The organism is Pelagicoccus mobilis (assembly GCF_016595505.1).
GTDB classification, from domain to species: domain Bacteria; phylum Verrucomicrobiota; class Verrucomicrobiia; order Opitutales; family Opitutaceae; genus Pelagicoccus; species Pelagicoccus mobilis.
In genome coordinates, this window is record NZ_JAENIL010000038.1 from 46,019 (window position 1) to 71,001 (window position 24,983).

22 protein-coding genes are annotated in these 24,983 nt (G+C 52.5%); 11 read left to right on the forward strand and 11 right to left on the reverse strand.

The genetic code is table 11. From position 1 onward, the window contains the following. The first annotated feature begins 211 nt into the window (after positions 1 to 211). The 9 genes from JIN87_RS18925 (at position 212) to JIN87_RS18965 (ending at position 9,603) form a co-directional block, all read left to right on the forward strand. Positions 212 to 1,738: a sulfatase family protein gene (locus tag JIN87_RS18925; RefSeq protein ID WP_200357178.1), complete on the forward strand. Its 1,527-nt coding sequence runs from the start codon at positions 212 to 214 to the stop codon at positions 1,736 to 1,738. Positions 1,739 to 2,237: 499 nt separating this feature from the next. Further along, a complete protein-coding gene (locus JIN87_RS18930) occupies positions 2,238 to 3,653 on the forward strand; it encodes a BNR-4 repeat-containing protein (protein ID WP_200357179.1) in 1,416 nt (471 codons plus the stop codon). A gap of 489 nt (positions 3,654 to 4,142) precedes the next feature. Next, a complete protein-coding gene (locus JIN87_RS18935; RefSeq protein ID WP_200357180.1) occupies positions 4,143 to 4,778 on the forward strand; it encodes a DUF1349 domain-containing protein in 636 nt (211 codons plus the stop codon). Positions 4,779 to 4,901: 123 nt separating this feature from the next. Continuing rightward, positions 4,902 to 5,171: a hypothetical protein gene (locus JIN87_RS18940; protein WP_200357181.1), complete on the forward strand. Its 270-nt coding sequence runs from the start codon at positions 4,902 to 4,904 to the stop codon at positions 5,169 to 5,171. Between the two features lie 91 nt (positions 5,172 to 5,262). Continuing rightward, positions 5,263 to 5,619, forward strand: coding sequence for a DUF2200 domain-containing protein (locus JIN87_RS18945; RefSeq protein ID WP_200357182.1), 357 nt, complete (start codon positions 5,263 to 5,265; stop codon positions 5,617 to 5,619). 76 nt (positions 5,620 to 5,695) lie between these two features. Next, complete coding sequence (locus JIN87_RS18950) at positions 5,696 to 6,310, forward strand: hypothetical protein (protein ID WP_200357183.1); 615 nt, start codon at positions 5,696 to 5,698, stop codon at positions 6,308 to 6,310. A gap of 181 nt (positions 6,311 to 6,491) precedes the next feature. After that, entirely contained in the window at positions 6,492 to 7,070 is a 579-nt protein-coding gene (locus JIN87_RS18955; RefSeq protein WP_200357184.1) for an ATP-dependent zinc protease family protein, read from the forward strand. Continuing rightward, complete coding sequence (locus tag JIN87_RS18960; RefSeq protein WP_200357185.1) at positions 7,067 to 8,617, forward strand: inactive transglutaminase family protein; 1,551 nt, start codon at positions 7,067 to 7,069, stop codon at positions 8,615 to 8,617. The genes JIN87_RS18955 and JIN87_RS18960 overlap by 4 nt, the downstream gene beginning before the upstream one ends. Beyond that, complete coding sequence (locus JIN87_RS18965; RefSeq protein ID WP_200357186.1) at positions 8,614 to 9,603, forward strand: alpha-L-glutamate ligase-like protein; 990 nt, start codon at positions 8,614 to 8,616, stop codon at positions 9,601 to 9,603. The genes JIN87_RS18960 and JIN87_RS18965 overlap by 4 nt, the downstream gene beginning before the upstream one ends. A 35-nt stretch (positions 9,604 to 9,638) precedes the next feature. Here the strand turns inward: JIN87_RS18965 and JIN87_RS18970 are convergent, their stop codons facing one another. From JIN87_RS18970 to JIN87_RS19005, 8 genes are all read right to left on the reverse strand, one after another. Further along, positions 9,639 to 11,420, reverse strand: coding sequence for an arylsulfatase (locus JIN87_RS18970; protein WP_200357187.1), 1,782 nt, complete (start codon positions 11,418 to 11,420; stop codon positions 9,639 to 9,641). 11 nt (positions 11,421 to 11,431) lie between these two features. Continuing rightward, the gene (locus JIN87_RS18975; RefSeq protein ID WP_200357188.1) at positions 11,432 to 12,934 is read right to left on the reverse strand and encodes an alpha-L-fucosidase; all 1,503 of its coding nucleotides are present in this window, start codon (positions 12,932 to 12,934) and stop codon (positions 11,432 to 11,434) included. Between the two features lie 25 nt (positions 12,935 to 12,959). Continuing rightward, positions 12,960 to 14,597 carry a sodium:solute symporter gene (locus JIN87_RS18980; RefSeq protein ID WP_200357189.1) on the reverse strand — a complete coding sequence of 546 codons (1,638 nt, stop codon included), beginning with the start codon at positions 14,595 to 14,597 and terminating at the stop codon, positions 12,960 to 12,962. Positions 14,598 to 14,626: 29 nt separating this feature from the next. Next, a complete protein-coding gene (locus JIN87_RS18985; RefSeq protein WP_200357190.1) occupies positions 14,627 to 15,403 on the reverse strand; it encodes an SDR family NAD(P)-dependent oxidoreductase in 777 nt (258 codons plus the stop codon). 2 nt (positions 15,404 to 15,405) lie between these two features. After that, the gene (locus JIN87_RS18990) at positions 15,406 to 16,356 is read right to left on the reverse strand and encodes an aldo/keto reductase (protein WP_200357191.1); all 951 of its coding nucleotides are present in this window, start codon (positions 16,354 to 16,356) and stop codon (positions 15,406 to 15,408) included. Between the two features lie 96 nt (positions 16,357 to 16,452). Further along, positions 16,453 to 17,226: an L-rhamnose mutarotase gene (locus JIN87_RS18995; RefSeq protein WP_200357192.1), complete on the reverse strand. Its 774-nt coding sequence runs from the start codon at positions 17,224 to 17,226 to the stop codon at positions 16,453 to 16,455. Positions 17,227 to 17,229: 3 nt separating this feature from the next. After that, positions 17,230 to 18,342, reverse strand: coding sequence for a mandelate racemase/muconate lactonizing enzyme family protein (locus JIN87_RS19000; protein WP_200357193.1), 1,113 nt, complete (start codon positions 18,340 to 18,342; stop codon positions 17,230 to 17,232). A gap of 186 nt (positions 18,343 to 18,528) precedes the next feature. Then, positions 18,529 to 19,533: a zinc-binding alcohol dehydrogenase family protein gene (locus tag JIN87_RS19005; RefSeq protein ID WP_200357194.1), complete on the reverse strand. Its 1,005-nt coding sequence runs from the start codon at positions 19,531 to 19,533 to the stop codon at positions 18,529 to 18,531. Positions 19,534 to 19,647: 114 nt separating this feature from the next. Here JIN87_RS19005 and JIN87_RS19010 point away from each other — a divergent pair, with 114 nt between their 5' ends. Then, the gene (locus JIN87_RS19010; protein ID WP_200357195.1) at positions 19,648 to 20,652 is read left to right on the forward strand and encodes a helix-turn-helix transcriptional regulator; all 1,005 of its coding nucleotides are present in this window, start codon (positions 19,648 to 19,650) and stop codon (positions 20,650 to 20,652) included. Between the two features lie 91 nt (positions 20,653 to 20,743). Here JIN87_RS19010 and JIN87_RS19015 read toward each other — a convergent pair whose 3' ends face one another. Next, a complete protein-coding gene (locus JIN87_RS19015; protein WP_200357196.1) occupies positions 20,744 to 21,427 on the reverse strand; it encodes a 3-keto-disaccharide hydrolase in 684 nt (227 codons plus the stop codon). 188 nt (positions 21,428 to 21,615) lie between these two features. On the opposite strand from JIN87_RS19015, the gene JIN87_RS19020 reads away from it, so the two are divergent. Beyond that, positions 21,616 to 22,587, forward strand: coding sequence for a hydroxypyruvate isomerase family protein (locus JIN87_RS19020; protein WP_200357197.1), 972 nt, complete (start codon positions 21,616 to 21,618; stop codon positions 22,585 to 22,587). 179 nt (positions 22,588 to 22,766) lie between these two features. Here JIN87_RS19020 and JIN87_RS19025 read toward each other — a convergent pair whose 3' ends face one another. Both JIN87_RS19025 and JIN87_RS19030 read right to left on the reverse strand, forming a co-directional pair. Then, positions 22,767 to 23,921 carry a hypothetical protein gene (locus tag JIN87_RS19025; protein ID WP_200357198.1) on the reverse strand — a complete coding sequence of 385 codons (1,155 nt, stop codon included), beginning with the start codon at positions 23,919 to 23,921 and terminating at the stop codon, positions 22,767 to 22,769. A gap of 131 nt (positions 23,922 to 24,052) precedes the next feature. Then, complete coding sequence (locus JIN87_RS19030; RefSeq protein WP_200357199.1) at positions 24,053 to 24,946, reverse strand: ThuA domain-containing protein; 894 nt, start codon at positions 24,944 to 24,946, stop codon at positions 24,053 to 24,055. Positions 24,947 to 24,983 lie beyond the last annotated feature (37 nt).

Below are 24,983 nucleotides of genomic sequence, written 5' to 3' on the forward strand. Positions count from 1 at the left end.
CAAAAAGAAACTGCTAAAATTCCCGAAACAACGCCCCTCCATCACCCAGAACTCAGAACCCAGCACATCACCCTTCCACATTTCCACTTTTCCAACCACCCAGCACCCAGCACCCAGCACCCAGCACCCAGCACCCAGCACCCAGCACCCAGCACCCAGCACCCAGCACCCACTCCAAACTTCAAACTTCAAACTCCAAACTTTCAAAACCATGCGTCCAAACATTCTCCTCATCACTAGCGACCAGCAACACTGGGACACCATCGGTCTCAACAACCCCGAGATCCACACACCCAATCTCGATCGGCTCGCCAAGCAAGGCTGCCTCTTCGACCGAGCCTATTGCCCCAATCCGACCTGCACGCCCACTCGTGCCTCCATCATCACCGGCATGTATCCAAGCCAGCATGGCGCCTACACGCTTGGGACCAAGCTCCTAGAAGACCGCGTCACCATCGGCCAAACGCTCTCCGACGCGGGCTACCAGACAACTCTGGTCGGCAAGGCACACTTCCAGCCTCTTCGCGAAACCGAAGAATTCTCCTCACTCGAGTCGTATCCAATTCTTCGCGACCTCGATTTCTGGCGAGATTTCGACCAGCCCTTCTACGGATTCGACCACGTGGAGCTCGCTCGCAATCACACCGACGAAACCCACGCCGGCCAGCACTACGCCATTTGGATGGAAGAAAAAGGCCTCAACGACTGGGCCAAGCACTACCAGAGCGACTGGTGCGAATTCTCTTTCGCCGAAGAGTCAAACCCACCTCAGTACCTCAAGTGGAGCATCCCGGAAGAGTACCACTACAACACCTGGATCGCCGAACGCTCCAACGCCCTGATGGAAGAGTACGTCAAAGAGGATAAGCCCTTCTTCCTCTGGTCCAGTTTCTTCGACCCGCACCCTCCCTACATCGTGCCCGAACCATGGGACACCATGTACGACCCAGAAAAGGTCACCGTCCCACAGATCACGCCCGGCGAGCACGAACAAAATCCCGAGCACTTCCAAAAGACCCAGCAAGAGAACCCCGACTTCTCTAATTGGGAGGAAGAAGGCGGCAACACCATGCACGGCTGCGAATCGCATCTTCAAGACCGCGAGTCGCTCTCCAAGGAGATCGCCGTCTACTACGGCATGATCAGTTGCATGGACAAATACATCGGCCAGATTCTCGACAAGCTCGACGAGCTTGGCATCGCCGACAACACCCTGATCGTCTTTACCTCCGACCACGGTCACTTCTTCGGGCACCACGGCCTCATAGCCAAAGGTCCATTCCATTACGAAGATCTCATCCGCATCCCCTTCATCGCCAGCTGGCCCGGCAAGATCGAAGCCGGCACCACCAGCTCCGAGATCCAATCTCTTGTCGACCTCGCCCCTACCTTCCTCGAAGCGACCGGTACCAAGATTCCAAATACAATGACCGGAATCTCCCAGGCCAAAGCATGGACGGGTGAAGAAACCAGCCAGCGCGACCACGCCATTGTCGAGAATCGTCACCAGCCCACCACCATTAATGCAAAGACGTACATCAACGCCCGCTACAAAATCACCACGTATGCAGGCCACGAATACGGTGAACTGTGGGATCTCGAGAACGACCCCAAGGAGCTCAAGAACCTCTGGAACGATCCCGCGTCAGCCGAGTTGAAGGCCAAACTCATCATGGAGATGCTCCACGCCGAAATCAAAAAGGAGCCCACCCCCATGACCCGCATCGCCGGCGCCTAACCCAAGACAGGGCGTGGGTGCCGCCCCACGCCTTTCAACGGCCATCAGCACAAAGAAGCTGCAGGTCGCCGCGCCGAGGCGACAAACCGCCAACCGACGTGTCCCGGCGGCCATCCCCACTCCGTAGGGTCGTCGCTCGCGACGCACCGCACTGCCCAACTACCCCTTCCACTTTTCACCCCACTCCACCTCTCTTTCTGTCTCCCCTTCAGGAAAAAGTACCAAGAATATTCGACTCACCCCAGCGAAGGAGACATACCGCAGCATGTATCCAGTATATCATTACAGTACATTCACGCCGTGCAGCTCGTTATAAATCTTACCAAACGAATCGAATCAAGAAGTTCGAAGAGTGACGGGTTTGTAATTGTCTACGATGGCAACGAAAAAGGAGAATGTATTTCGACTATCCGGATAACATCTGACTCTGCACTCAATTAATCCCCAAACTCAAAGGCACCTCTCCACAGCCAGCACCCGTTGTCTTGCCCCTTCAGCAATGATTAAAAAACACCACAAGATTCTGGCTATAACATCCTTGCTGTGGGCCTCCACGAACGTAGAAGTCCAATCTCAATCCGTCGAAGCTCCCGAGCAAGTTCAGATTCTGCAGTTTGGCACCAACGGCAAACGCAACATGCTCTACGACGCCCGTCAGCGACCACACTCGGTGTTGTTGCACGGTCGTGTGTACATTGTCTTCAACGCCAACGCAACACCGACCCAGGACAAGAAGGGCATAGCCTATCCCATGATGATCACCTATTCCCCGAAGACGCGCCAGTTTACAGAGCCCGTGCGTATCGGCCCAGCAAGTAGCGATCACCATTACAGCCCGATAATCTGGGCCGACGAATCGGATCACCTGCATGTGCTCCATGGTTGTCACAGGACGCCAGGCACTCACCTTATTTCAGCGAAGCCCGTCGTCGCGGGAACGTTGGCGATCCAATGGGAAGAAGCCCCTCGGATTGCACCAAAGCTGTCTTACCCAACAGTCTTCCGTGCCTACAGCGAAAAGGAAGTGATCGCTTATCGAACCAATGGCCACACCAGTTCTTGGACCTATCGGATCAGCGACGACAACGGCCAAACCTGGACCGGGCCGGAACAGGATGTCACCGACCTCGACAACAAAGGCCGAACTGACTGGTCATCTTACCGTACCGTGCTGCCGAGCGAGGACGGTAGGCATTTGCACATGGTCTACACAGACTATGATGACTACAAAACACAGCTAACTCCAGACCGCCTCTACAATCCCCGTTACGGCCAGAACGTCAGCAACGAGTGGAAATACAACCTACACTACGTTAAGATCGACCTCGAAACCCACGAGGTCACCAATGCTGAGGAAAAGACGCTCCGAACGCCGATCGACATCGACTATTCGAAGGAACATTGCCTGATCTGGGACACGGAGGGGCGAGGCTCAGGCATCCCCCCCGTAATTGCTCTGGATACGGAAGGAGATCCGACTTTTCTGCACATTCTCTCCGAAGGCGATCTGAAAACACATGGCTACTACTACGTGCGCCGTGAAAACGGCGAGTGGCTTCAGACGAGGATCAACTCTTCAAACCACAACTGGAACGGCGGCTACATGGTTCATCGCACCGACGGAAGCATTTACGCTTACCTCATCACAGGAGATGGATTTCTAGGAGGCGGCTATATGGATGGCCGTGGTGGTGGTCGCGTCGAGGAATGGATCTCCAATGACAAAGGAAAGACATGGGGCAAAAACCGTGACCTCACACCCGATCGCGAACGATACCCCGGCTGGCGGTTTAACCACGTCCAACCAATCGCTCGTCCCGATGGGACACCAGTAGACGGCATGCTTCTCTTTTACGGATGGAGAGATAAAGACCTTCCTACCGCAAAGGCCTTCCTGATTCACGAGAATTCGTAGTCAGACGATCGATACATATTCGGCATACGCTCCTTCACTTCAAAAATTGAGAGACCAACCGTTTTTCGCCCTCGGATCCTATCCGTATCCTGTAGGCTAAAATTTAGTTAGACTCATTCTCGTGTGATTAGGAGTCATGCGAACGAAGTGCTCGTTCTGGAGCGTTAAGAGACTGTCCAGTATTTGTGGGAGCGTGATAGCTAGCTATCTTTCCCCTTTCGAACCGCGCGACAAGCATGCTCCCACCTATCTTCAGTTCGGAAATCCCCACATTATTGGACAGACTCTGAGAAGCTGGGGCAAAAGAACCCTTCAGGCTATAAGGAGAAAACAGACGAAAAACAGTCGCCCCATACAACTCCGGTCGGAGCTTCGCGGTAGCCTGAGCACATCGTCCATTCCCCAAAGGTATCATAATGTGAATACAAACAATATTAAGCGATCACTTGGCAACACGCCGTTTACGCCTAAATTCCTTCAAAAAATGAGATGAAACTAGACCTAAAGTCAGCGAAATGGCTAAATAAGCCTAGAAGCAGCGAAGTAAAAGGAACGACAGTATCGATCACCACAGAGCCGGGTACCGATTTCTGGCAGCGATCATTCTATGGTTTCAGAAACGACAATGCCCCAGCACTTCTATGGTCTAGCGATGCTAACTTCACCTTCGCCGTGAAAGTTAACATCGACTATCGAAAACAGTTCGACCAATGCGGATTGATAGTATACCTGGACAACGAAAACTGGTTCAAAGCGTCCATCGAATTCGAGAACGACCAGTTCTCGCGGCTTGGTAGCGTTGTGACAAACACAGGGTACTCTGACTGGGCGACAAGCGATATCCCCCTACCTCCCGAAATCCATTACCGATTAAGTCGAAGAGGTCCGGACTTCCTAATCGAGTTTTCTTACGATGGAACCGACTTTAAGCAGATGCGAATCTTTCATTTGCATAGCTTGGAACAGACAACGGAAGAGATGGGGAAAGCGAACCCACCTCTTCCTGCAAAAAACGTAATTCAGTTTGGCGTCTACGCATGCAGCCCCTTAGATTCATCGTTCACCGCTCAATTCACGAACTTCCAGTTCGAGCCCTGCAGATGGCACGCACACGCCGCTACCTAAAAAGGTACGATAGACACGCCCACAAACCGTATCCACTTTTCAACGACAACAACAACAACAACAACAACAACAAAACATAGCGACCAGACGACGGTTTTACTATTAAAAGGGAAACCAAAACGCATGATTCGAACTCTCATATTCGATCTAGACGACTACCTTGCTCCCGCGTCCACCGTAGGAGAGAAGCTGTACGAGCCGGCCTTCGAAGCCATGCGAGAGAAAAACCAAGGCGCTCTTTCCCAATCAACTCTAGAGCAGGCATTCGATGACATAGGGCACCATCCCCTCGATTGGGTGGCCGAGCGGTACGGCTTCCCCGAAGAGGTGAGAGACGCAGACTCCTTTGTCCAGTCCAGAATCGAGTTGCCGAGAATCATCCGAAATCACTGAAGCAGAGGACGATTTGCAAAGCGGTGCGCAAACTTCGCCTCGCCTCACAACTCCGACTTGGCAATGCTTGGGCAGACTAATACCACACGCCATGCCAACACACCGCATCTTCAAAACAAGCTTCTCAAGCGTCTATCCCCACTACGTGGCGAAGGCAGAAAAGAAAGGACGCACCAAGTCCGAAGTGGATGAGATCATACAGTGGCTCACGGGCTACAGCGAGACAGAGTTTGCAGCAGCTCTCGACACCGGAACCGACTTCGAGACCTTCTTCGCCGAAGCTCCCTCCATGAACCCTGCCCGAGAGTCGATCACGGGAAAGATTTGCGGTGTGAGAATTGAAGAAATCGAAGAGCCAACCATGAAGGAGATACGATACCTGGACAAACTGATCGACGAGCTCGCGAAAGGGAGACCGATGTCAAAGATCCTACGGTCCGCTTTATGAAGAGAATTCAAAGCAGCGGACTGATGCATAGCTGCCTCGCCCCCCTTACCGCAACAACTCAGCCTCGGCAGCCCCGATGAACAAACACTGGAGCTTAGCATCCGAATCAAACCGGAAAAAGAGAACAAAATCCCTCTGGTTCTATTCGCTCGCAACTCCGATCGCCGTCTACCTTGGCATTACGAACTTCGGTACCGAATCGATTCCCCCAGACCAGTTGTGGATACTGGCGATTCCCGCCCTCATCCTACTCTTCTTCGCCCTAATCTTGAGAAACACGGCGAAGGGCGAGGAAAAGACCGAGATAGAATTGGACTACGATACTGGCTTAGCGTTCTTCCGAAATTATCGCTTCATAACAAAGTTCGCCGGCGACAAGGTTCTTGATGAGGTCGCAGTTCCCTTTTCTGGAATCTACACATCAAAGATCACAAAAGGAAAAGGGAACTCGGTCTGGTTGGATCTAGTAACGAATCGCGGAAAGGTATCCATCGGATCATACGTCGAGCTACCCGAGATAATCGAAGCCTTCGACGAGATCATTCGCCTGAACCGAGAGACCAACGAGACCTTCGACGAAGACTACCTCGCCGCGCCCAGACCAAGAACACCTTGGTATGGATGGTTGATCCTGCTAGCTGGCGTACTAGCCATCGCATTCATCGGATGGGCCCATTTGAGAAACACCTAGGAGCTCCCACCCAGCGAGGCGGAGCAGGCCACAAAATGCCTAATACCTCCCCCTTCCCGCCCCTAGATTGGCCCTCAAACCAGCCTGCGGCACGAGCGAAGAGCGCCCCTGGATCCTGATATTGACTCGGCAACACCGACTCCCAACTATCTGCGGCTTCTCCCGATCCACTCAGACCAACATGTCTCAACCATTCCCGGTCCTATCTCTTGTTGCCTTGCTTGCCACCCTCGGTCTCGGCGGCTGCGAATCAGTTCCCACCCAGGAAAACGTTCCCGAGCCTAAGGTCGACAATGGCCCCGAAACGGTCACCGAATTCGACCGCGACCGCCCCTCTATCATCATCGGCGCCGTCGAAAAAGCGAGCTTCGAGGAGTTCGACTTCCCGCTCGAAGCGCGCATCGACACCGGGGCCACCACCTCCTCCATCGACGCTCGCGATATCAAGCCCTTCGAGCGCGACGGAAAAGAGTGGGTAGCCTTCACCATCAAGGATCGCGAGAGCGACGCCAGCCTACGCCTCAAGCGTCCCATCGAGCGCGTCGCCGTTATCGAACAGCAAGGCCCCAAGCAACGTCGCTACGTCGCCAGACTCTCACTCGTTTTCAACGGACAAGAGCCCGTCTTCGTGGAGTTCACCCTGACCAATCGGGAGAACTACGAATACCCCGTCCTCATCGGGCGAAACGTCCTCGAAGGAAAGTACATGGTCGACGTCTCCACCGAATTCGCACTCGGGAAATCCCTGTCCCAACAATGAGCAGCTCATCAAGCGGGAAAAAATGGCCGCTCTACCTCGGGGTCGCCTTCCTCGTCCTCCTCGGCTCTTGGAGCATCTACAAAAAAGCGACCGTCTACGGCTACTCCCTCACCCAAAGGGCCCAAGAGCCCGTCTGGCTGGTAGAGGCAGCCATCAGTTTCCGCGCGGATGGAGAACCAGTAAAGGTATCCCTAGCCGTCCCCAAGGACTCCTCGGCCTTCCACATCCTGGACGAAAAGAGCATCGCCCCAGGATACAGCGTCTCACTTCAGGAGCAAGACTCCGGGCGACGGGCAATCTGGTCGAAGCGGAGCGCTGAAGGCCCGCAAAAGATCTTCTACCGCCTCGACGTATTCGACGCCGTCGGCGGCCAAGTCCTCCTCCAACAGGATCCGCCCCCCACCCCAAACAAACCGCGCTTCGAAGAGCCCTACAATACCACCGCCCTCGACTTGGTGGCTTCCATTCACGAACGCAGCGCCGACGACGATAGCTTCGCTTCAGAGCTTATTCGACAAATATCCCAGTACAAAAGAAACGAAGCCCTTCAAACGCTCCTGGAACTGGACCCCGACCTCGTCTCCCTAACGCGAAAATTGCTCGCTCTCGAAGGCATCCCCTCACGCCTCACCCGCGGCGTATCCCTTGAAAAGGACAGTCGCCTCGAGCCCATGCGCCAGCTCATCGACATCTACACCGGCGACGCATGGGAGCTTTTCGACCCGACTACCGGCAAAAAAGGAATCCCCTCCCGCTTCCTGCTCTGGCAACGTGGCGAAAGCTCGCTTCTCGACGTCGAAGGCGGACGCGGCTCGAAGGTATCCGTCTCCGTCATCCAAAAGGCCCGCCCTACAAACGAACTTATCCTAAAACGAAAAGACCTCACCGAGTCCGCCCTGTGGGACTTGTCCGTCTACACCCTCCCCATCAAGGAGCAAAACGTATTCAAAAAGCTATTCGTCATCCCTTTGGGAGCGCTCATCGTCGTCATCGTTCGCAACCTCATAGGCTTCAAGACCAGCGGCACCTTCATGCCTATCCTCCTCGCGTTGGCTTTCCTGGAAACCAAACTCCTTCCCGGACTCATCATCCTCTTCGTCATGATCGCCGCCGGTCTCGGCATCCGCAGCTACCTGTCCAAACTGAACCTCCTACTCGTCCCTCGCATCTCCGTCGGCATCATCGTGGTCATTTTCATCATGGCCGCCATGAGCATCATCAGCTTCAAAATGGGCCTCGAGACCGGCATGCGAGTCACCTTCTTCCCCATGATCATCATCGCTTGGACGATCGAAAGAATGTCCATCGCCGCCGAAGAGCAAGGCATACGGGAAGTCCTTATCCAGCTAGGCGGCAGCCTGTTCGTGGCAGTCATCGTCTACCTCACGATGAGCAACAAGCATATCACCCACTTCATGTACGCCTTTCCTGAAGCCAATCTCATAATCCTTGGCATCATCCTTCTCCTCGGCGTTTACACCGGCTACCGATTAACCGAGCTCCACCGATTCCAGCCATTGGTCGAAAACACTAAGAAGGGCGAATGAACATCGACTGGCTCAAACGCTTGAAGGAGTCCTTCCCTCCGAAACTCGCCTCAGTCCGATCGCTTCGCCAAGACGGCGTTCTCGGGATGAACACGAGGAACCACGCTTACATTCAAGCCTACAACGACCGTAAACTGTATCCAATCGTCGACGACAAAACGCAGACAAAGAAGTTAGCCATTCGTCACAAGATCCCCACACCGGACCTAATCGGGATCATAAATTTCCAGCACCAGGTCCCTTCCGCCCTCGAGCTGCTGAAAAACAAATCGGAGTTCGTCATCAAGCCCGCAAAAGGCTCAGCCGGAAAAGGGATTCTCGTCATCTCCAAACGAGAAGGAGACCTCTACTTCAAGCCAAGCGGAGCCAAGGTCACCAAAGCCGATCTCACCCGGCATATCTCCAATATCCTCTCAGGCCTCTATTCGCTTGGCGGCGTGACAGACTCGGCGATGATCGAGGAAATCATCCAATTTACGGATACATTTGACGGCTACAGCTACCAAGGCGTCCCCGACATCCGAATCATCGTCTTCAAGGGTTATCCCGTCATGGCAATGTCACGCCTCTCCACCGAAGCCTCGGACGGCAAAGCAAACCTTCACCAAGGCGCCGTAGGCGTCGGCATCGACCTGGCGACAGGCCGAGCCCGCTACGCCGTGCAATTCGACCAGTCCATCAAACGCCACCCCGACACCGGCAAGCCCTTCGACCAGCTAAAGATCCCGCTGTGGGATGAACACCTGCTCATAGCAACTCGCTGCTACGAAATGGCAGGTTTGGGCTACCTCGGGGCCGACGTCGTCCTAGACAGAGTACGAGGCCCGCTCATTCTCGAACTCAACGCTCGCCCCGGCCTAGCGATCCAAACCGCCAACGGGCTCGGGCTGCAGTCCCGCCTCAGCCGCATCGAGTCGCTAGACCACGAAACACCGCGCACCCCGGAAGAACGAGTCGATTTCAGCAAAAAGGAATTCGCCGCCTAAAGGTAGCGGCCGCTGTCCCTAGCGGCCACAAAGCCCTACCTCCTGCGAATATAAACATGATAAGCGCTTGTCAGCCGCTTGCCCGCTTCGTCCAAAAAGATGGCATCTAGCTCATGGAGTCCTTTACCCAGCTCAACTTCGAAAACGAGCGATTCATCCGATACCGTCACCTGCTTCGAATCCGAAACGTCTCCAACTCTCAAATACGCCTCCTTAATCGGGAGGGCCACAAACTCATCACCATACAGCAAATGCGTCTTCGGACCGTAATCCCAAGCATCCACAGTCTTGGTAACCGGAGGCACACCAGAAATCGTTCCACCATCCACCTCCTTCGGCCAGCGACGGATCTCAATTTCGAAGGCACCGGGCGTTTCTACTTCAAAATGCCACAGGCCACTTATCGGCTTTCCAGAAGCTGTGTGAGCATGGTTCCATAAGGTCCCTTCCCTCAGTTCGGAGACCCCAAGGTACACTTCTTCGTCAAACTCAGTCCCCACAATCGGCAACGGAAACACACGATCCTCAGGAGTGACCAAAGCCCAGTAGTCATCAAACCGTTTCCGTAGTTGCTCAACCACTTCAGGGTACTCTGCCGACACATTGTTTTTCTGAGCAGGATCCGCCTTGATGTCGTAAAGCTCATCCAGTGAAAGTAGACGCCAACGCTGAGTCAGAACCGCACTTCGCCAGCCCTTTTCGTACTCCGCCTTCCGCTGGACTTCCACGAACAAGGTACGTTCGGGCCAATCGGACTCTTCTTCTTTCATCAAAGGAACCAAACTCGTTCCGTCGAAGTCGATCTTCTTGTGAAGCTCTAAACCGCAGAGTTCGGTCAGTGTTGGAAGCAGATCGATGTGAGCCGAAAGCGTATCAATATCTCTCGCCTCACCGAGGTCACCGCTAGGCCAACGTATAAAACAAGGCACACGATGACCTCCATCTTGAGTGCTCCCCTTTCCACCCGACATGCCTGCATTGAAGGAGCTGCGACCATGCGTGCTCCCATTATCGGTCATAAAAATAACGATCGTATCATCCGCTAAGCCTTGGCCATCCAAAGTCTCCAATAGTTTCCCTACGTTCTGATCAACACGTTCGATCATCGCATAAAAGAGAGCACGCCCTTTCGGAGTTCCAGCGTCCAAGTACTTGTTTGCAAGCCCTGGATCCGGCAGGGTACAGGGATCATGTGGAGCGTAAGTCGGCAGGTAGACGAAGAACGGGTTCGGCTCATTGTATCCCTTGATATAATCTAAGGCTGCATCAAAGAACACGTCCGGGTTGTATCCCTCGCGATGCACTTGTTCCCCATTATGCCAATACACATCATTCACACGATCGTTCCAGAAGTAGTCATCCGATGTCCCAGGGCCGCCATCACCAATTCCAAGCCATTCATCGAAACCGCGATCCATCGGGCGATAAGGATAGTTTGCCCCGAGGTGCCATTTTCCGAATAAGGCGGTTGCGTATCCGTTTTCCTTAAACACTTCGGCCATGGTTACCTCACCACGACGGAGATGGTTTCCACCTCGCACAGTGTGCCATACCCCTGCGTGATGAGAGTATTTTCCTGTCATGACCGCCGCACGTGTAGGAGCACAAGTCGGATCGACGTGAAAGTCAGTCAGACGAAGCGACTGCCTGTGCAAGGCATCGAGATTCGGAGTTTGCAGTTCCGGATTGCCATGGGCTGAGACATCCCCATAGCCCTGATCATCCGTCACAATCAAAACAACATTGGGACGCTGACTCGCAGATAGGAGACCTGCGAGCAGCAAGACAACGAACAAGCAAACTCCGTGCTTAAGCATTTTCGTTCCGCTTACTTTGAGGGCTTAATTTTGAAGACCCAAGAGTACTTCAGATTAACCCCTTGAGGCATAGAGATCTTCACTCCATCACTAGATTGGCTGTATTCAAGCTCACCATCCCAACCCAAAAGCTCGATTGACTCGATACCGATGGTATCCTTTGTCAGGGATTCGATGGTGATATCCGTTGATGGTGGATCCAAAACGATCGCATACAGGTTTCCATTGTTGGTCGTGAAACGAATGTCTTCCTGAGTGAACTTGGAGTTTTTGTGCTCAGAGATGTGACCTGTAACTGTTTCTGTGGGGCCCTCTCCATACGTTTGCCAATAGGAACTGCCGTGAATGGCCTCACCGTTTAGATCGAGCCACTCTCCCATCTCGAGCAGAGTCGCCTTTTGGTCTTCTGGAATGATGCCGTCCCAACGCGGTCCGATGTTAAGAAGCAAACAACCGTTCTTGCTCACGATATCGCATAGATCTGCGATTAGTTCACCTGCCCCCTTGGGTTTCCAATTGGTCGCATAGTACCAGGAGTTCTTTCCGATCGATGTATCCGTTTGCCAATACTCCTTTCGCAAATGGTCCATTTTGCTGCGCTCAAGATCAAGCATGTGGGTACCTTCCGGGTAGGAATCGAACTTTAGGTTCTTCGTTTGCAAGACCACCGTTTTATCACGGGCTACGCCCGAATTATAGTAGTAAGCCGCCAATTTCTTGTGGTACGGGACGAAATTCTCTCGATCCAAGAAGAAGTCGAACCAAAGAATATCCGGCTCGTACTTATCGATGATCTCCTTCGTACGTGGCCACCATGTGTTCGCCAACCACTCCGGGCTAACCGGATCCCCCATTTTGCGCTTTGGACCATAGAGCGCCTCGTAGCGTGGGTCGCTATTGTCGTAGTAATCTTGGATGTTGTAGAAGAACCAATTGAAGGCTAGGTGGGAGCTCGCCCCAGCGATCAAACCTTCGTCTTTAACCGCGTCGATCAACTCTTTGAATACATCACGCTTCGGTCCCATATCAACTGCGTGGTAAGGAGTGACGCTCGACTCGTAGAGGGCGAACCCATCGTGGTGTTCCGCCACCGGGATCACGTACTTAGCTCCTGACTTTTTGAAAAGCTCCGCCCACTCTTTGGCATCGAAATTCTCCATGGTGAACTTCGGAATCAAGTCCTTGTATCCAAAGTCCTTCTGATCCCCGAACTTCTTTTTGTGATACTCGTAGGCAGGGTGAGGCTTGTCCGAAGTCTTCTCACCCGTATGGTTATCGAAGTTCCCCTTATCCAAGTACATCCATCGTGGATACCAATCCGTATGCAGTTCCGCCACGGAGTTAGGACCCCAGTGGATAAAGATCCCGAACTTCGAATCCTTCATCCATTGCGGAATTTCATATTGATGCAGGCTTTCCCATGTTTCTTCGTACTTAGGTTGCTCGGCTTCTTTCTGTACACAGCCAACCGTGCACAGCGACGCCAAGGCGGATATCAAAATAGTCTTTTTCATCTCTTTTCCTTCCAAAATTTTCAATTTACGCAAAGACCACATAACAAACCACCATCACTGCGATAAGGATGAGCGAGAGGCTTCGAGGGTCTGAGATTCCAGTGATTCGTTTTTCGAAGAGTACCTGCAGCGGGCTCTGCCAGCAGTACTTCTCTATATCTTCAGGATTTGGCTTCGGAGTCAGGAAGCTGATCGTCACGAACAATCCACTACAGATAGCGAACAACCACCAGGCCTGCATCATAAATGGCATACCCCAGTTTTCAGTGAACATCCGCGCGGGCTCGCCGGCTTCGTTGTAGCCAAGGAAAAGTCCTGAAACCGCAGGGAAGTCCAAGCAGAACACAACCGCACCCAGAGCAAATCCACCGATCAAAGTCCAGAAAGAGGCAGCCGAAGTACCACGCTTCCAGAATATACCCCAGATAAACACCGTACTGATTGGCGGGGCCAAGACCGCGATCATCTGATTGATTCCTTCAAAGATTCCGCCGAAACGCTCCCCTTGCGTCGACCAAGCGATCGCGAGCAACAGGACAACCGCTACCGTACCACGACCGATGCTCACGAGCTTCTTATCGTCCGTATCGGGCTTAATGCGCTTTACGATGTCGATACTCACCAGTGTCGCAGTCGAATTCAATGCACCCGCAACCGTACTCATCAAAGCGGCCAGCAACCCGGCCACAACAATGCCTCGCAAGCCGACCGGCAGTAGTTGCTGAATCATGACAACAAGTGTGGCGTCTTTGTTCTCAGCGATGATATCTTTGAAAAGCACATAGCCGATTACACCTGGAAGCACCATGAATAGAACGGGCAGGATCTTAATAAAGCCTGCGAAGATCGGTCCTAGCTGAGCATCTCGCTCTGTCTTCGCGCCGAGCACGCGCTGAACAATCGTCTGATCGCTACACCAATACCAAATGCCCAGCACCGGATAACCGAGCAACATCGCATACCAAGCGAAATCACCTTCTGTTCGGATCATGCTCAATTGGTCAGGCTTAGCTGCAGCCTTGAGTCCTTCCAAGGATGTGATACCTCTGTCTCCCAATGCATCGAAGGCGAAGAAAGCGATCGCCCCCGCTCCGAGAATGAGAATGACGGTCTGGATCGCCTCGGTGACGACAACCGCCTTCAGGCCTCCAATTGCGGTATAAAGCAGAGTCAAACCAGAGATTATGAGAATCGACCAAATGATATCGAGGTCGACGAAACTTTGAAACACAACCGCTCCGGCATAGAGCGTAACTCCGATGTGGATGAACAGCGCACCAACCACCGCCATGATAGCGAGCACCGTACGCGAACGAGGACCAAATCTGCCCTCGATGTACTCAGGCAGTGTGGATATCTTTGTGCGGAAATAGAATGGCGCAAAGACGAGGCCGAGCACGATCAACAGAAAAGGAGCCAACCACTCGAAATTGCCCACAACCATTCCCTGATCGTAACCCGAAGCGGCTAAGCCTATCAGATGCACCGTTGAGATATTCGTCGCAAAAAGAGCGAGACCAACGGTCGGCCAGCGAATTGATCGGCTCGCCAAGAAGTAACTGCTAGAGCTCTCCGACGACTTTCTTCCCGAGTAGCAACCAATTGCCGTGATCCCCACTAAGTAGGCGACGACAATTACAAGATCGATCCAATGTATATTCATAATTTAAGCACAGAAACAGTATCCAAAAATCAAAAACCGATCGAAGCGCCACCATCAACGGGCACACATTGACCAGTAACGAACTTAGCAGCATCAGAGCATAGGTAGACGGCTGCTTGACCTATATCCTCTGGCAATCCCATCGTTCCTATTGGAGTACGTGAGAGCACCTTTTCCTTTCGAACAGGATCACCCGCAAAGGCACGATCCGTCATCGGAGTGCTAATCCAGCCCGGTGCAATCGCGTTTACACGGATCCCTTGTTTAGACCACTCAGCGGCAAGTCCACGCGTTAAGCCAACCACAGCAGTCTTAGCGGTCGTGTATCCAATAATCTGAGGGACTCCCATATAGGAAGCCATAGAAGCGATGAACACGATACTCCCCTTGCCCTTCTCGATCATCGCCGGTGCGACATCTCTCGAAAGAGCGAACCCTGCCTTCACGTGCGTATCGAGCAATTGATCAAATTCCTCATCGCTCAATTCAAGAGCCGGCTTCTTGAAATTCTGCCCTGCATTGTTCACGAGAATCGACACTGGAGCACCAAACGCTTTCTGAACGTCCTTAAGCATGCGGCCACGATCTTCAGCCTTCGTCACATCACCCTCACAGGCTATAGCCGTATCACCGAGACTGGCTACCGCTTCTTTTAAAACGTCAGCTCTCCGCCCTGAGATACAGACCTTTGCACCCGCATCGATTAACGACTGAGCAATCGCAAGACCAATCCCAGTACCTCCCCCAGTTACGAGAGCAATCTCGCCTTCCAAACAAAACAGATCCGAATTTTTCTTCTCACTCATAGCTAGCAGGTTTCTCCAAAGTTCCAGTCGCGGTTTAGTATGGGCTTCAGGATATCCTGAACTTCCCCCACCAATCCCAGGTCAGGCTCAATCAAAGCGTTTTCGATACTCTGCCGGATACGCCCGGGATTCGAGCTACTGGTCAAAGTCGTCGGTATCCGTTCATTGGCGACCGCATATTGAATCGATAGCTTTTCGATGGTGGTCCCATTTTCTAGGCAGAAGTTAACCGCCTTTTGAGCGACCTCCCGCTCTTCCTCCGTGATCGGAAACCAATCTGCAGGACCACGAGAGGTGAGCACTCCCATCAATAAAGGCGACGAATTGATCAAACCAATTCCTCGACGATCGCAGGTATCGACGATATCTAGCAACTGCGTATCGCTGAGACAGTAGTGACTATGCGTCATTGCCACTTCGATATCGACCGATTCTGCAACGGTTTTCCACAAGTCCATCGGATAAGTCGAAAGCCCGTAGAAGCGGATCTTCCCTTCACTCTTCAGAGCTTTAAGTGTTTCGATGCCTTCTCCAACCGCTTGATCGACATGGCTACGGCCATCGTACTCGATATCATGCAAATAAACGACATCGACGTGCTCCACTCCTAAACGTCCCAAGCTCTCGTCGACCGACTTGCGAATCGCTGCCTCCGAGTAGTCGAACAAATGACCTCCGTAGGCTCCTGGCGTGCAAAATTTTCCCGCCTTGGTCGAAAGGTAATACTCCTCACGCTTGCGCGTCTTCAGAGCTCTGCCTAAAACGGTCTCAGCCTTTTTGTCTCCGTAGGCGGGCGACACATCGATATAGTTCACTCCCATATCGAGAGCCGTGTGCACAGCTTGGATACCGTCGTCCTCATTGATTTCAGAGAACACACCTCCTAAAGCGGAAGCTCCGTAGCTCAAAATCGACACATCGAGCCCAGTGGCTCCTAGTTTTCTATACTTCATCTCTCTCCAGTTAAGTCTGTAGGTCGCCGCGGTGAGGCGACATGACATAGCGGGTCAACGCCCCGCCCTACAGCAATCAAGTTTCTTTGTTTAAACCTACTCTCCCCCGGACGTCATCAGAGACCAGTTACCCTCTCCATGGAGGTTGATATTGCAGGGATCCGTGTGCTTCCACCAGCGTTGGGTCGCGGGGTCCGCAGCCATAACCTTGTTGTCCGCATCGATGTCGTCGCCGATGTACTCGCAGTAGGTGTACATGTAGAGTGCGTCCCCATCCTCGATAAGAAAGGTGGTCCAGTGGCGGTAGTTCGAAAGTATCATTCCATCCACTACTCCTGGCCAATTGGTCTGATGCAGCTGGCGGTAAGTGAGTTCTTTCTCGGGCTTCAATCCACTCATCAGCCCGAGCTTCTGAATCTCTTTCTTATCGTGGGGAAACGCCTCCGTTGTCGCGATGCAGTTCATCCACTCCATTCGTACCCACGCTTCTCCCTCTGCTGCTCTAGTGTGAGGAATAAGCATCTCCTCTAGCTTCGAAATCTCATTAGCGTGTTCACCCAGGAGAGTCGTCAAACCATCAAGCCCCTTCTGTCCGGTTTCATAGTATGCGAAGACAGCGATGCGTCCGTTTAAGTCGCGGAAGAATACGTTCACGTTTTTCGCTCCCGCTTTCGCCAAGTGACGATCAGACTTATCGCTAATGTCAGCCACCAGCTTCTGAGCCGCTTCCAGGTCGCTTGTCTCTAAATAGGCCAACAAGCCAACGCGTTGATCAAGCTCCGAAACGAGTGCGTTCTCGTAAGGTGAAAAGCCAAAGGCTGTCGAGCAGAGAAAAGTAACAAGAATCAGGATACTATTGGGGTATTTCATAAGCTAAATTTTGTTAATGGTCTTCAAGGCTTCCTCAGTCGGCTCCATGCCAGCACCAGGAACCTCTGAATTAAAAAAGAAACCATCCTTCACTTGAGCGGGATCCTTCATCCAATCACGCAACCAAGGAATGTATTCAAGCAACTGACACGCAGGGTGAGCGTTGCAAAGGTGCTGGTGCACTTGACACATATCACCCACGTGAGGAACCACCGGCAGCGCGTAACTATGAGCGAGATCCGCGACTTGCCACCATTCGGTGATGCCTGCCAAGCGAACGATATCCGGTTGTACATAATGCACCGCTCCTGCGTGTACGAAGTCCCTAAACTGCTGGGCAAGGTATAATTGCTCACCAAGTGCGATAGGAGTGGAGATCGACTCCGCCAAACGCTTGTGTCCGATCACATCGTCAAAGGCAGTTGGCTCCTCAATCCAAACCACATCGAAGTCCGCGAGTTTCGAACCAAGCTGAATCGCTTGCGGCAAGGACCAGCGGCCATTCGCATCGGTCATGATCCGCACCTCCGGTCCCAGAGCTTCCCGCACAGCTTCCAAACGACGTAAGTCTTCGTTGCCAGAGTCGCCGCCCACCTTGATCTTCACCGCTCGGTAGCCCTCTTCTTCGACCATGCGCTTACAGTCGCTGACGAGCTGCTCCTTGCTCCAGTTTAGCCAGCCACCATCTGTGTTATAGGCCTCCACCTTAGTCTGCGCGGATCCGCCGAGCAACTTCCACAGTGGCAGTCCAAGCGCTTTGCACTTCAAATCCCAGAGGGCGATATCGATCGCTCCGAGCGCCAGATGCGTAATGCCAGAGCGCCCAACCCAATAGATTTCGCTCTTGTGGTACAGCTTCTCCCAGAGGGCTCGCACTTCAAATGGGTCTTCTCCAATCAGGAGCGGGTCGAAACTCTCAGTGATGCAATCGACAATCAAACGATCCGTTGGCAAGTGGGCATGGGTTCCAGAAAAACCGTATCCAACTTTTCCATCATCGGTATGAATCGCAACTCCAGGAGCTCCCCAGTGAGTAATTGAATGCGTGCTATCCGCAATGCCTCCACGAGTAACCGGGGCATGCAAAATGATAGGTTCTAACTTAGTAATTCTCATAATGCCTAATGCTTAAAAAATAAATTTCCTTTGGTATCTTCGAGAACCACAGATTACACAGAATCCACAGATATTTGCTTGTGTGTAATCTCGCTTCATGACTCGCCCGTTGTATTCAAATATTAGTTTCGATACAGTCTGTGTACTCTGTGTGTTCTGTGGTTAAATTCTTGGGACAAATCCGCTTTAAAAATCGATAACTGCCTTCACGAGGCCTGCCTGATTGTGAAGCTCAGGGAGCTCATCCTTCAATTGATCGAATTGTAGACGGTGCGTAATCAAGGGCAGCGGATCCACTGCACCGCTTTCGATCTTCTCTATAACATCACCAAACGTTGATGAAAGAGCTGCCCGGCTGGCATAAAGCGTTAGCTCGCGTCGATGGAAGTTGGGATCATCAAACTGCAAATCACCGATAAAGAGCCCCACGAAGACCACTCTCCCTCCGTGCTCCGTGAAGTTGAAACACGTATTCATGGATCGGGGACTACCGGTTGCATCGATCACACAACTTGGAAGTTGCCCAAAGTGAGTCTTTAGCCGTTCTTCGAATCCATCACCTCCGACTATGGGCGTTCCTAGCTTCATTACTTCGGAGGCAAACTTCAAACGATCCTCGTCAAGGTCTACCACTACCACATTAGCGCCAGCTGCCTTCGCGAAGAGAGCCACCGATAAACCGATCGGACCCATGCCTAGGACAACGAGCGCTTCGCCTGCGGTTGGATTTGCCCGCTCGACCGCGTGAGCCCCGATCGCCAATGGCTCGACCAAGGCCAATTGATCCGAGCTGAGCCTCTCGCTCTTATGCAGATAAGCCGGATCAATCGTGAACTCAGGTACATGGCCACCATCCACATCTACGCCCATTACTTGAAGCGAATGACAACAGTTGGTTTTGCCCGCACGGCAGGCGGGACACTCACCGCAGAAGAAATAGGGCTCCACCGCGCACCGGTCTCCGGCAACCAGTCCGGATTCAGCGGGAACGCTGATCACCTCAACACAGAGCTCATGTCCCAAGCGTCTTGGATAGCTGAAAAACGGCTGTTTTCCGCTTAGAGCATGGATATCGGTCCCGCAGACGCCACAGGATAGGACCTTAACCAAGGCTTCGCCTGCTTGAGGCACAACTGGGTCTAGCTCGACGAATTCGAGTTTGCCGGGTTCTTGAAGAATAAGGCTGCGCATGGGGAATCGGGGAGAACGTACCAGATCAAAGGAAACGCAGAGTAACACAGGAACTTTGAGGTGGCTTGCACTACAGCATTGTGGTAAATATTACACATACTTCCTTTTACGCAAATGAGCGACCTCATCTACCTCGAACAAAGACAAAGCTACAACATCGACGCCTGCCTTCCCCAGATTTCGGCTGTTAATGAAGGCAAAATCCAGATGCACGCGCTCACTCATGGGAATTACCCCGGAATTCAGCTTCCCGAACCGATTCTCTCAGGCGTCAGCAGCATGGGCTTTATGGATGCGATCGGGAATCAAGATTGGGGCATGACGGAGCATCGGAACGAAGGAATCGAAATCTGCCTTCAGGAAAGTGGAGAGAACACGCTCGTAGTGGATGGTAAAATGTACCCAACCCCGGCCCAAACTCTGACCATTACCCGCCCTTGGCAGCTACACCGGGTTGGAGATCCCTATCTCGGTCCGGGTCGACTCCATTGGATTATCTTAGATGTGGGCGTGCGCCGCCCTAACCAAGATTGGGATTGGCCCGATTGGTGTATTCTCACTCCGGAAGACCTGGCAGAGCTCACTCAGCTGCTTAGAGGCAATGAGCACCCGGTTTGGAAAGCGGACGGCGAGCTCATCCGGATCTTTCAAAAGCTAGCTCGCTACACGACCTCGGATGATCCCGAAGCATCGGCCTCCCGGATAATGGTCACTATCAACCAACTCCTCATCGCCCTACTCGAGCTGCTCCGCTCCCAACGCATCGTAACCAACGCTCGACTCAGCTCCGTAGCCCGAACCGTTGAGCTCTTCCTTTCAGAACTCCAACGTAACCCAGAAATGACGTCTATCACTTGGACTTTGGAAAGTATGGCCAGTCACTGCGGCATGGGGCGCTCCGCATTCAGCAAGTATTGCTATCAACTCCAAAACGTCAGCCCGATCGATTATCTCAACCGCTGCCGCCTCTCTCACGCAGCAAAGCGACTCAAAGCCGAACCTGACGACTCCGTCACCACGATCGCCTTCGATCTCGGCTTTTCGAGTAGCCAGTACTTCTCCCGAACCTTCAAACAACAGTTCGGGATGACTCCCTCCGCTTGGCGTAACCAAAGCTAAGGGTTGTCAGCACGTAGTTGTGGGAAGCGACCTTGTGTCGCGATAATAACCTATCGATCGCGACACAAGGCCGCTTCCCACCGAAAATCGTTTAGAGTTCCTTGATCTTCAGCTTACGCCAGCTGACCTCTAGGAACTCGGCATCTCCCAGCTTCTTCTTACTGATGCTGTGAACTTGCAGGCCAATGTGACCTTCCGGGTGAGTCTTGTAAGCCTTTTTGTCGACGAGGTCCTCAACCTTGTGACCATTGATGAAAGTTTGGATACGTGGTCCTTTGGCGATGATTTTGAACTTATTCCACTCCCCGTTTTTAAAGTAATCATGAGTGTTTACCGACTTGTCCTCTGATTTAGGAGCGTCAGAGAGCCAACTACCTCCCATGGCTTCCCCATAGATAAAGCCCGCTTGGCCTGGACCGGCTTCGATCTCGACTTGCGGTCCATGGAAACGTCCTTCCTTAAACTTGCCTTCCGGCTCCGTCCGACTCCACGAACGAATCTGCACACCTGAATTAAGGCGATCGTCAACCTTTACCTCAAATGTCAGTTCGAAGTCTCCGTAGCGTTTTTCAGTAGTAAGGAATGTGTTTGGGCTTCCCAATACCGTGCGCCCCACAATCGCTCCATCTCGGACCTCATAAGTAGCAGTTCCGTCCTCGACGTAGAATCCATCCAGATTCTTGCCATTGAATAGTTTCTTCGTACCAGCCGCCTCAATACAACTAGCAGAAGCGAGCAGGGCCAAAGCGGCAGTCAGTAGATTTCGCAACTTCATGACAACGACGCTACGTCCCTTTACTCACAAAACAAAGGAATCCTCGCTTAAACATCTCAAAGAGGCAGACCCAGCCTTCACCAAACCTTGATTAAACGGGATCGTGCATATTCGACCGTCGATTTGTGCATAAAATACTCTGACCTTTCCTTGCGAAAACGTTTTCCAATCCTGTACCCTCTTCCTCAATGAAACGTAGAGACTTCGTCCGTACGGGCTTAGTCGCGGGAGCCGCTCTCGCAGCCAAGCCAATTCTCACCCCATCCCTAAACGCCAATCCTAATCAAGTGACGCCCTTCAATCTCGGATACGCTCCACACCCCGGCATGTTCAAACACCACGCCGGCCAGAACATAGTTGACCAAATCAAGTTCGCCGCAGACCAAGGCTTCACGGCATGGGAAGACAATGGCCTCCCTAGACGCAGCACCGCGGAACAAGACGCCATCGGAAAAACCCTAGCTGAGTTGGGCATGACTATGGGCGTCTTTGTCGCCTACGCGAATTTCGACACCCCCACTTTCGCCCGTCCCGATCCTGATTCGACAGCAGAGATTCTTTCAAAAATGAAAGAAGCGATCGAGGTCGCCAAACGCGTGAACGCAAAGTGGTGCACGGTCGTCCCTGGTTCTGTAGATCAACAACACAGCGGACAGGAAAAGTGGAACAAGTATGGCGGCGGTCGCCTTTCCGAGGGCTATCAAACTGCCAACGTCATCGATATACTGCGCCGTTGTTCCGAAATCCTCGAGCCAGCGGAGCTCACCATGGTTCTCGAGCCACTTAACTGGCACTCCAACCACGGAGGCACTTTCCTCGAGCTTTCCGATCAGGCGTACGCTGTCTGCCGAGCCGTAAACAGCCCATCCTGCAAAATCCTTTTCGATATCTACCACCAGCAAATTGCTGAGGGGAACCTCATCCCGAATATCAACATGTGTTGGGACGAAATCGCCTATTTCCAGGCAGGTGACAATCCCGGCCGAAAAGAGCCTGGAACCGGCGAGATCAACTATCTCAACGTCTTCAGCTATATTCACGAACGCAGCAAAAAAGAAGGCAAAGACTTCGTGATCGGCATGGAGCATGGCAACTCCATCAAAGGCAAAGAAGGCGAACAAGCCGTCATCGATGCCTACCGAAAAGTGGATACATTTTAAGCAGTCTCACAAACAGCCGCCTCACCTCGGCGGCCTACAGTCAATCACTGTAGGTCGGGGCGTTGACCCGACATCTCCAAACACAAAATTGGCGTTCCTCCCCAAGAAGGAACGCCATTTCGCTATCAGATCACAAAGTATACAGGTAGCGTCCGCTGTCCCCAGCGAACACTTTCTCTCTACTGCAGGACAACACCGATCCAGCGGCCACGCGAGAATGCGGTGCCATCGCCTTCCGGAATCTTGCCGTTGGTGTGAGCATTGGACTCAACAGAGATCACATCATTCTCGTTAAGCGTGACGTCCTTGATTTTGAAATACGCTTCCGAGTAGTCGTCCTCGGTTTCCGGATTCTGGAATTTGCCAATCACCTTGTCATTGACCAATACTCGGTACTCGCTCTCTCCGTCGATCTCCGCGAGCGTCACGAGCACCAAGTCGAACGTAGCCGACTTTTTCTTGCCGTAGACCGCGCTCGCACGAGCGAATCCTTTACGGTATGGAACCTTCGCTGCATTGATCGCGTAAGCGTTCTTGCCCTTGTGCAAATAGAATGGGATGTCCCCATCCTCGTCAGCCTTAAAAGTTTCTTCTACCTTCCAAATGTATTTGTAGTGGCTGATCTCCTTGAACTCTGAACGCTCGGGAAGTTCGGCTGGAACATAGCGTGTCGCCTCTGGGCCGAGACCTTCTGGCGTATAACCTTCATCCATAGAGAGCACCAACTTATCGAGCTCGAAACCATCCTCACGCATGGAGATCATGAGCGTGTGCTGGCCAGGTTCCTCGATATCAATCCAAAGCGTGAATGGTGTTCCACAGTGGTTTTCTGGGCGACGTTGCTGCGAAGACCAAGTCCACTGATGCTTGCCTTGGCAAAGCTGTAAGCGTTGACCGCTTTCCGGCCACTTGCCGTCGAGACCCACATGAAGACCATTATCCTCGGGTCCCGTACTAAACGCACGCCCCCAAACATAGTAGCGTCCCGTTTGCGTCACATTAATTGGATACGTGAGCACACACATCTTTCCGGGTTCAGGCTGAAAGTTTTCCCCGTGAATCAACTTCTCGTCGTGGTTTGTGCGCGTATCAGGAAGAATCTCCAAATAAGCGCCTCCACTCGCTCCTTCGACATGAGTCACGTCTGCATCCGCATAGGAGTGAGCGGGAGTCGAGGCGTCGAACTTCATCCATCGACGGATATCCGCTTTGGTTTGGGAAGCAAAATCCTCAGCTTCGATAGCGATCAGACCGTCTACTTCTTGGTAGCCTTGAGCTTGGCTAAGAGTAGGCACAGCAGCGGCCAATAGAGTAAGTAGCAATGGGGTTCTCATAATTGATTTGAGGTTGGCAAAATAAAAAGGGATAGCACCGAGCACATGCGGTCTATCCCATTATAGTAGCCCACCGTGACCTTTCATCACAGGTGTTTTTACTCAATTAAAGAGTGATTTTGCGGCCAACTCTATTTTCTCGCAAACTTACGGAAAGTAGCCTCTGTTTCCGTTGGAAAATCGGCTGGAAGCTCTTGCGTAACGTCGCCGGTAACCGCCCATTCGGCACCGCGTTGCAAGGTCGCAATAAAGCCCGCGCCCTGGAAAGCGAGAACATCATGGCCAAGAGTTACGTGAAATACGCGACCTTTCTCGTAGTTGATCGTCATCAGCATAGGTTCATGGCGCCCGGTACCTTTAGTATTCGGATCTGAATACGCTGTCGCAAGGATGTGCATATTCTCAGCGGGACCACGCAACTTGCCATAACACTCATCCTCAGTATGAAGCCACTTCGCTGGCATTCCCTTAGTAATCGGATGCTCGGAATCACGAATTTCAATGTGGAACTCGCTACGTTTTCCGTGTGTTCCGCCATTACCTTTAGAGGTATCCACAATTTTCTCACCGTTTTCGTTGTAGTATACGTAGGGCCCGTGACTTTCGTTACGCCCTCCCCATCCACCAAGGCCAATCATACGGTTGTACTCATGCCAGGTCGGGAAGGAATTGTCAGCCGCATGCACAACGACGAGACCTCCACCTTCACCCACAAATTTTTCGAACGCAGATTGAGTCGCCTCTGGCCAAGCCGCCGCTTTCCAGCCGAAGTTTGAAATGACCAGATCATACTGCGAAAAATCAGGCGTGAAATCCGGATCGGGAACTGGATCCTTAACACGTTCGCGCTCCACTCCATCTTCAAGAGCGTATTCCGGGAAGTAGTTGTCTCCCCTCCAAGTGAACTTTGTACGCTCTATCTCAGCTTCAAAGAGCCCTGTCTCTTCAAGGTACTGCTTCATCATCACAGTCGATTTCGGCCAAACTCCGTGATTATTCTGACCATCGATAATCAATACTTTCATCGGCTCCTTCTCCTCTTCTACACAGCCTGTAAAAAGC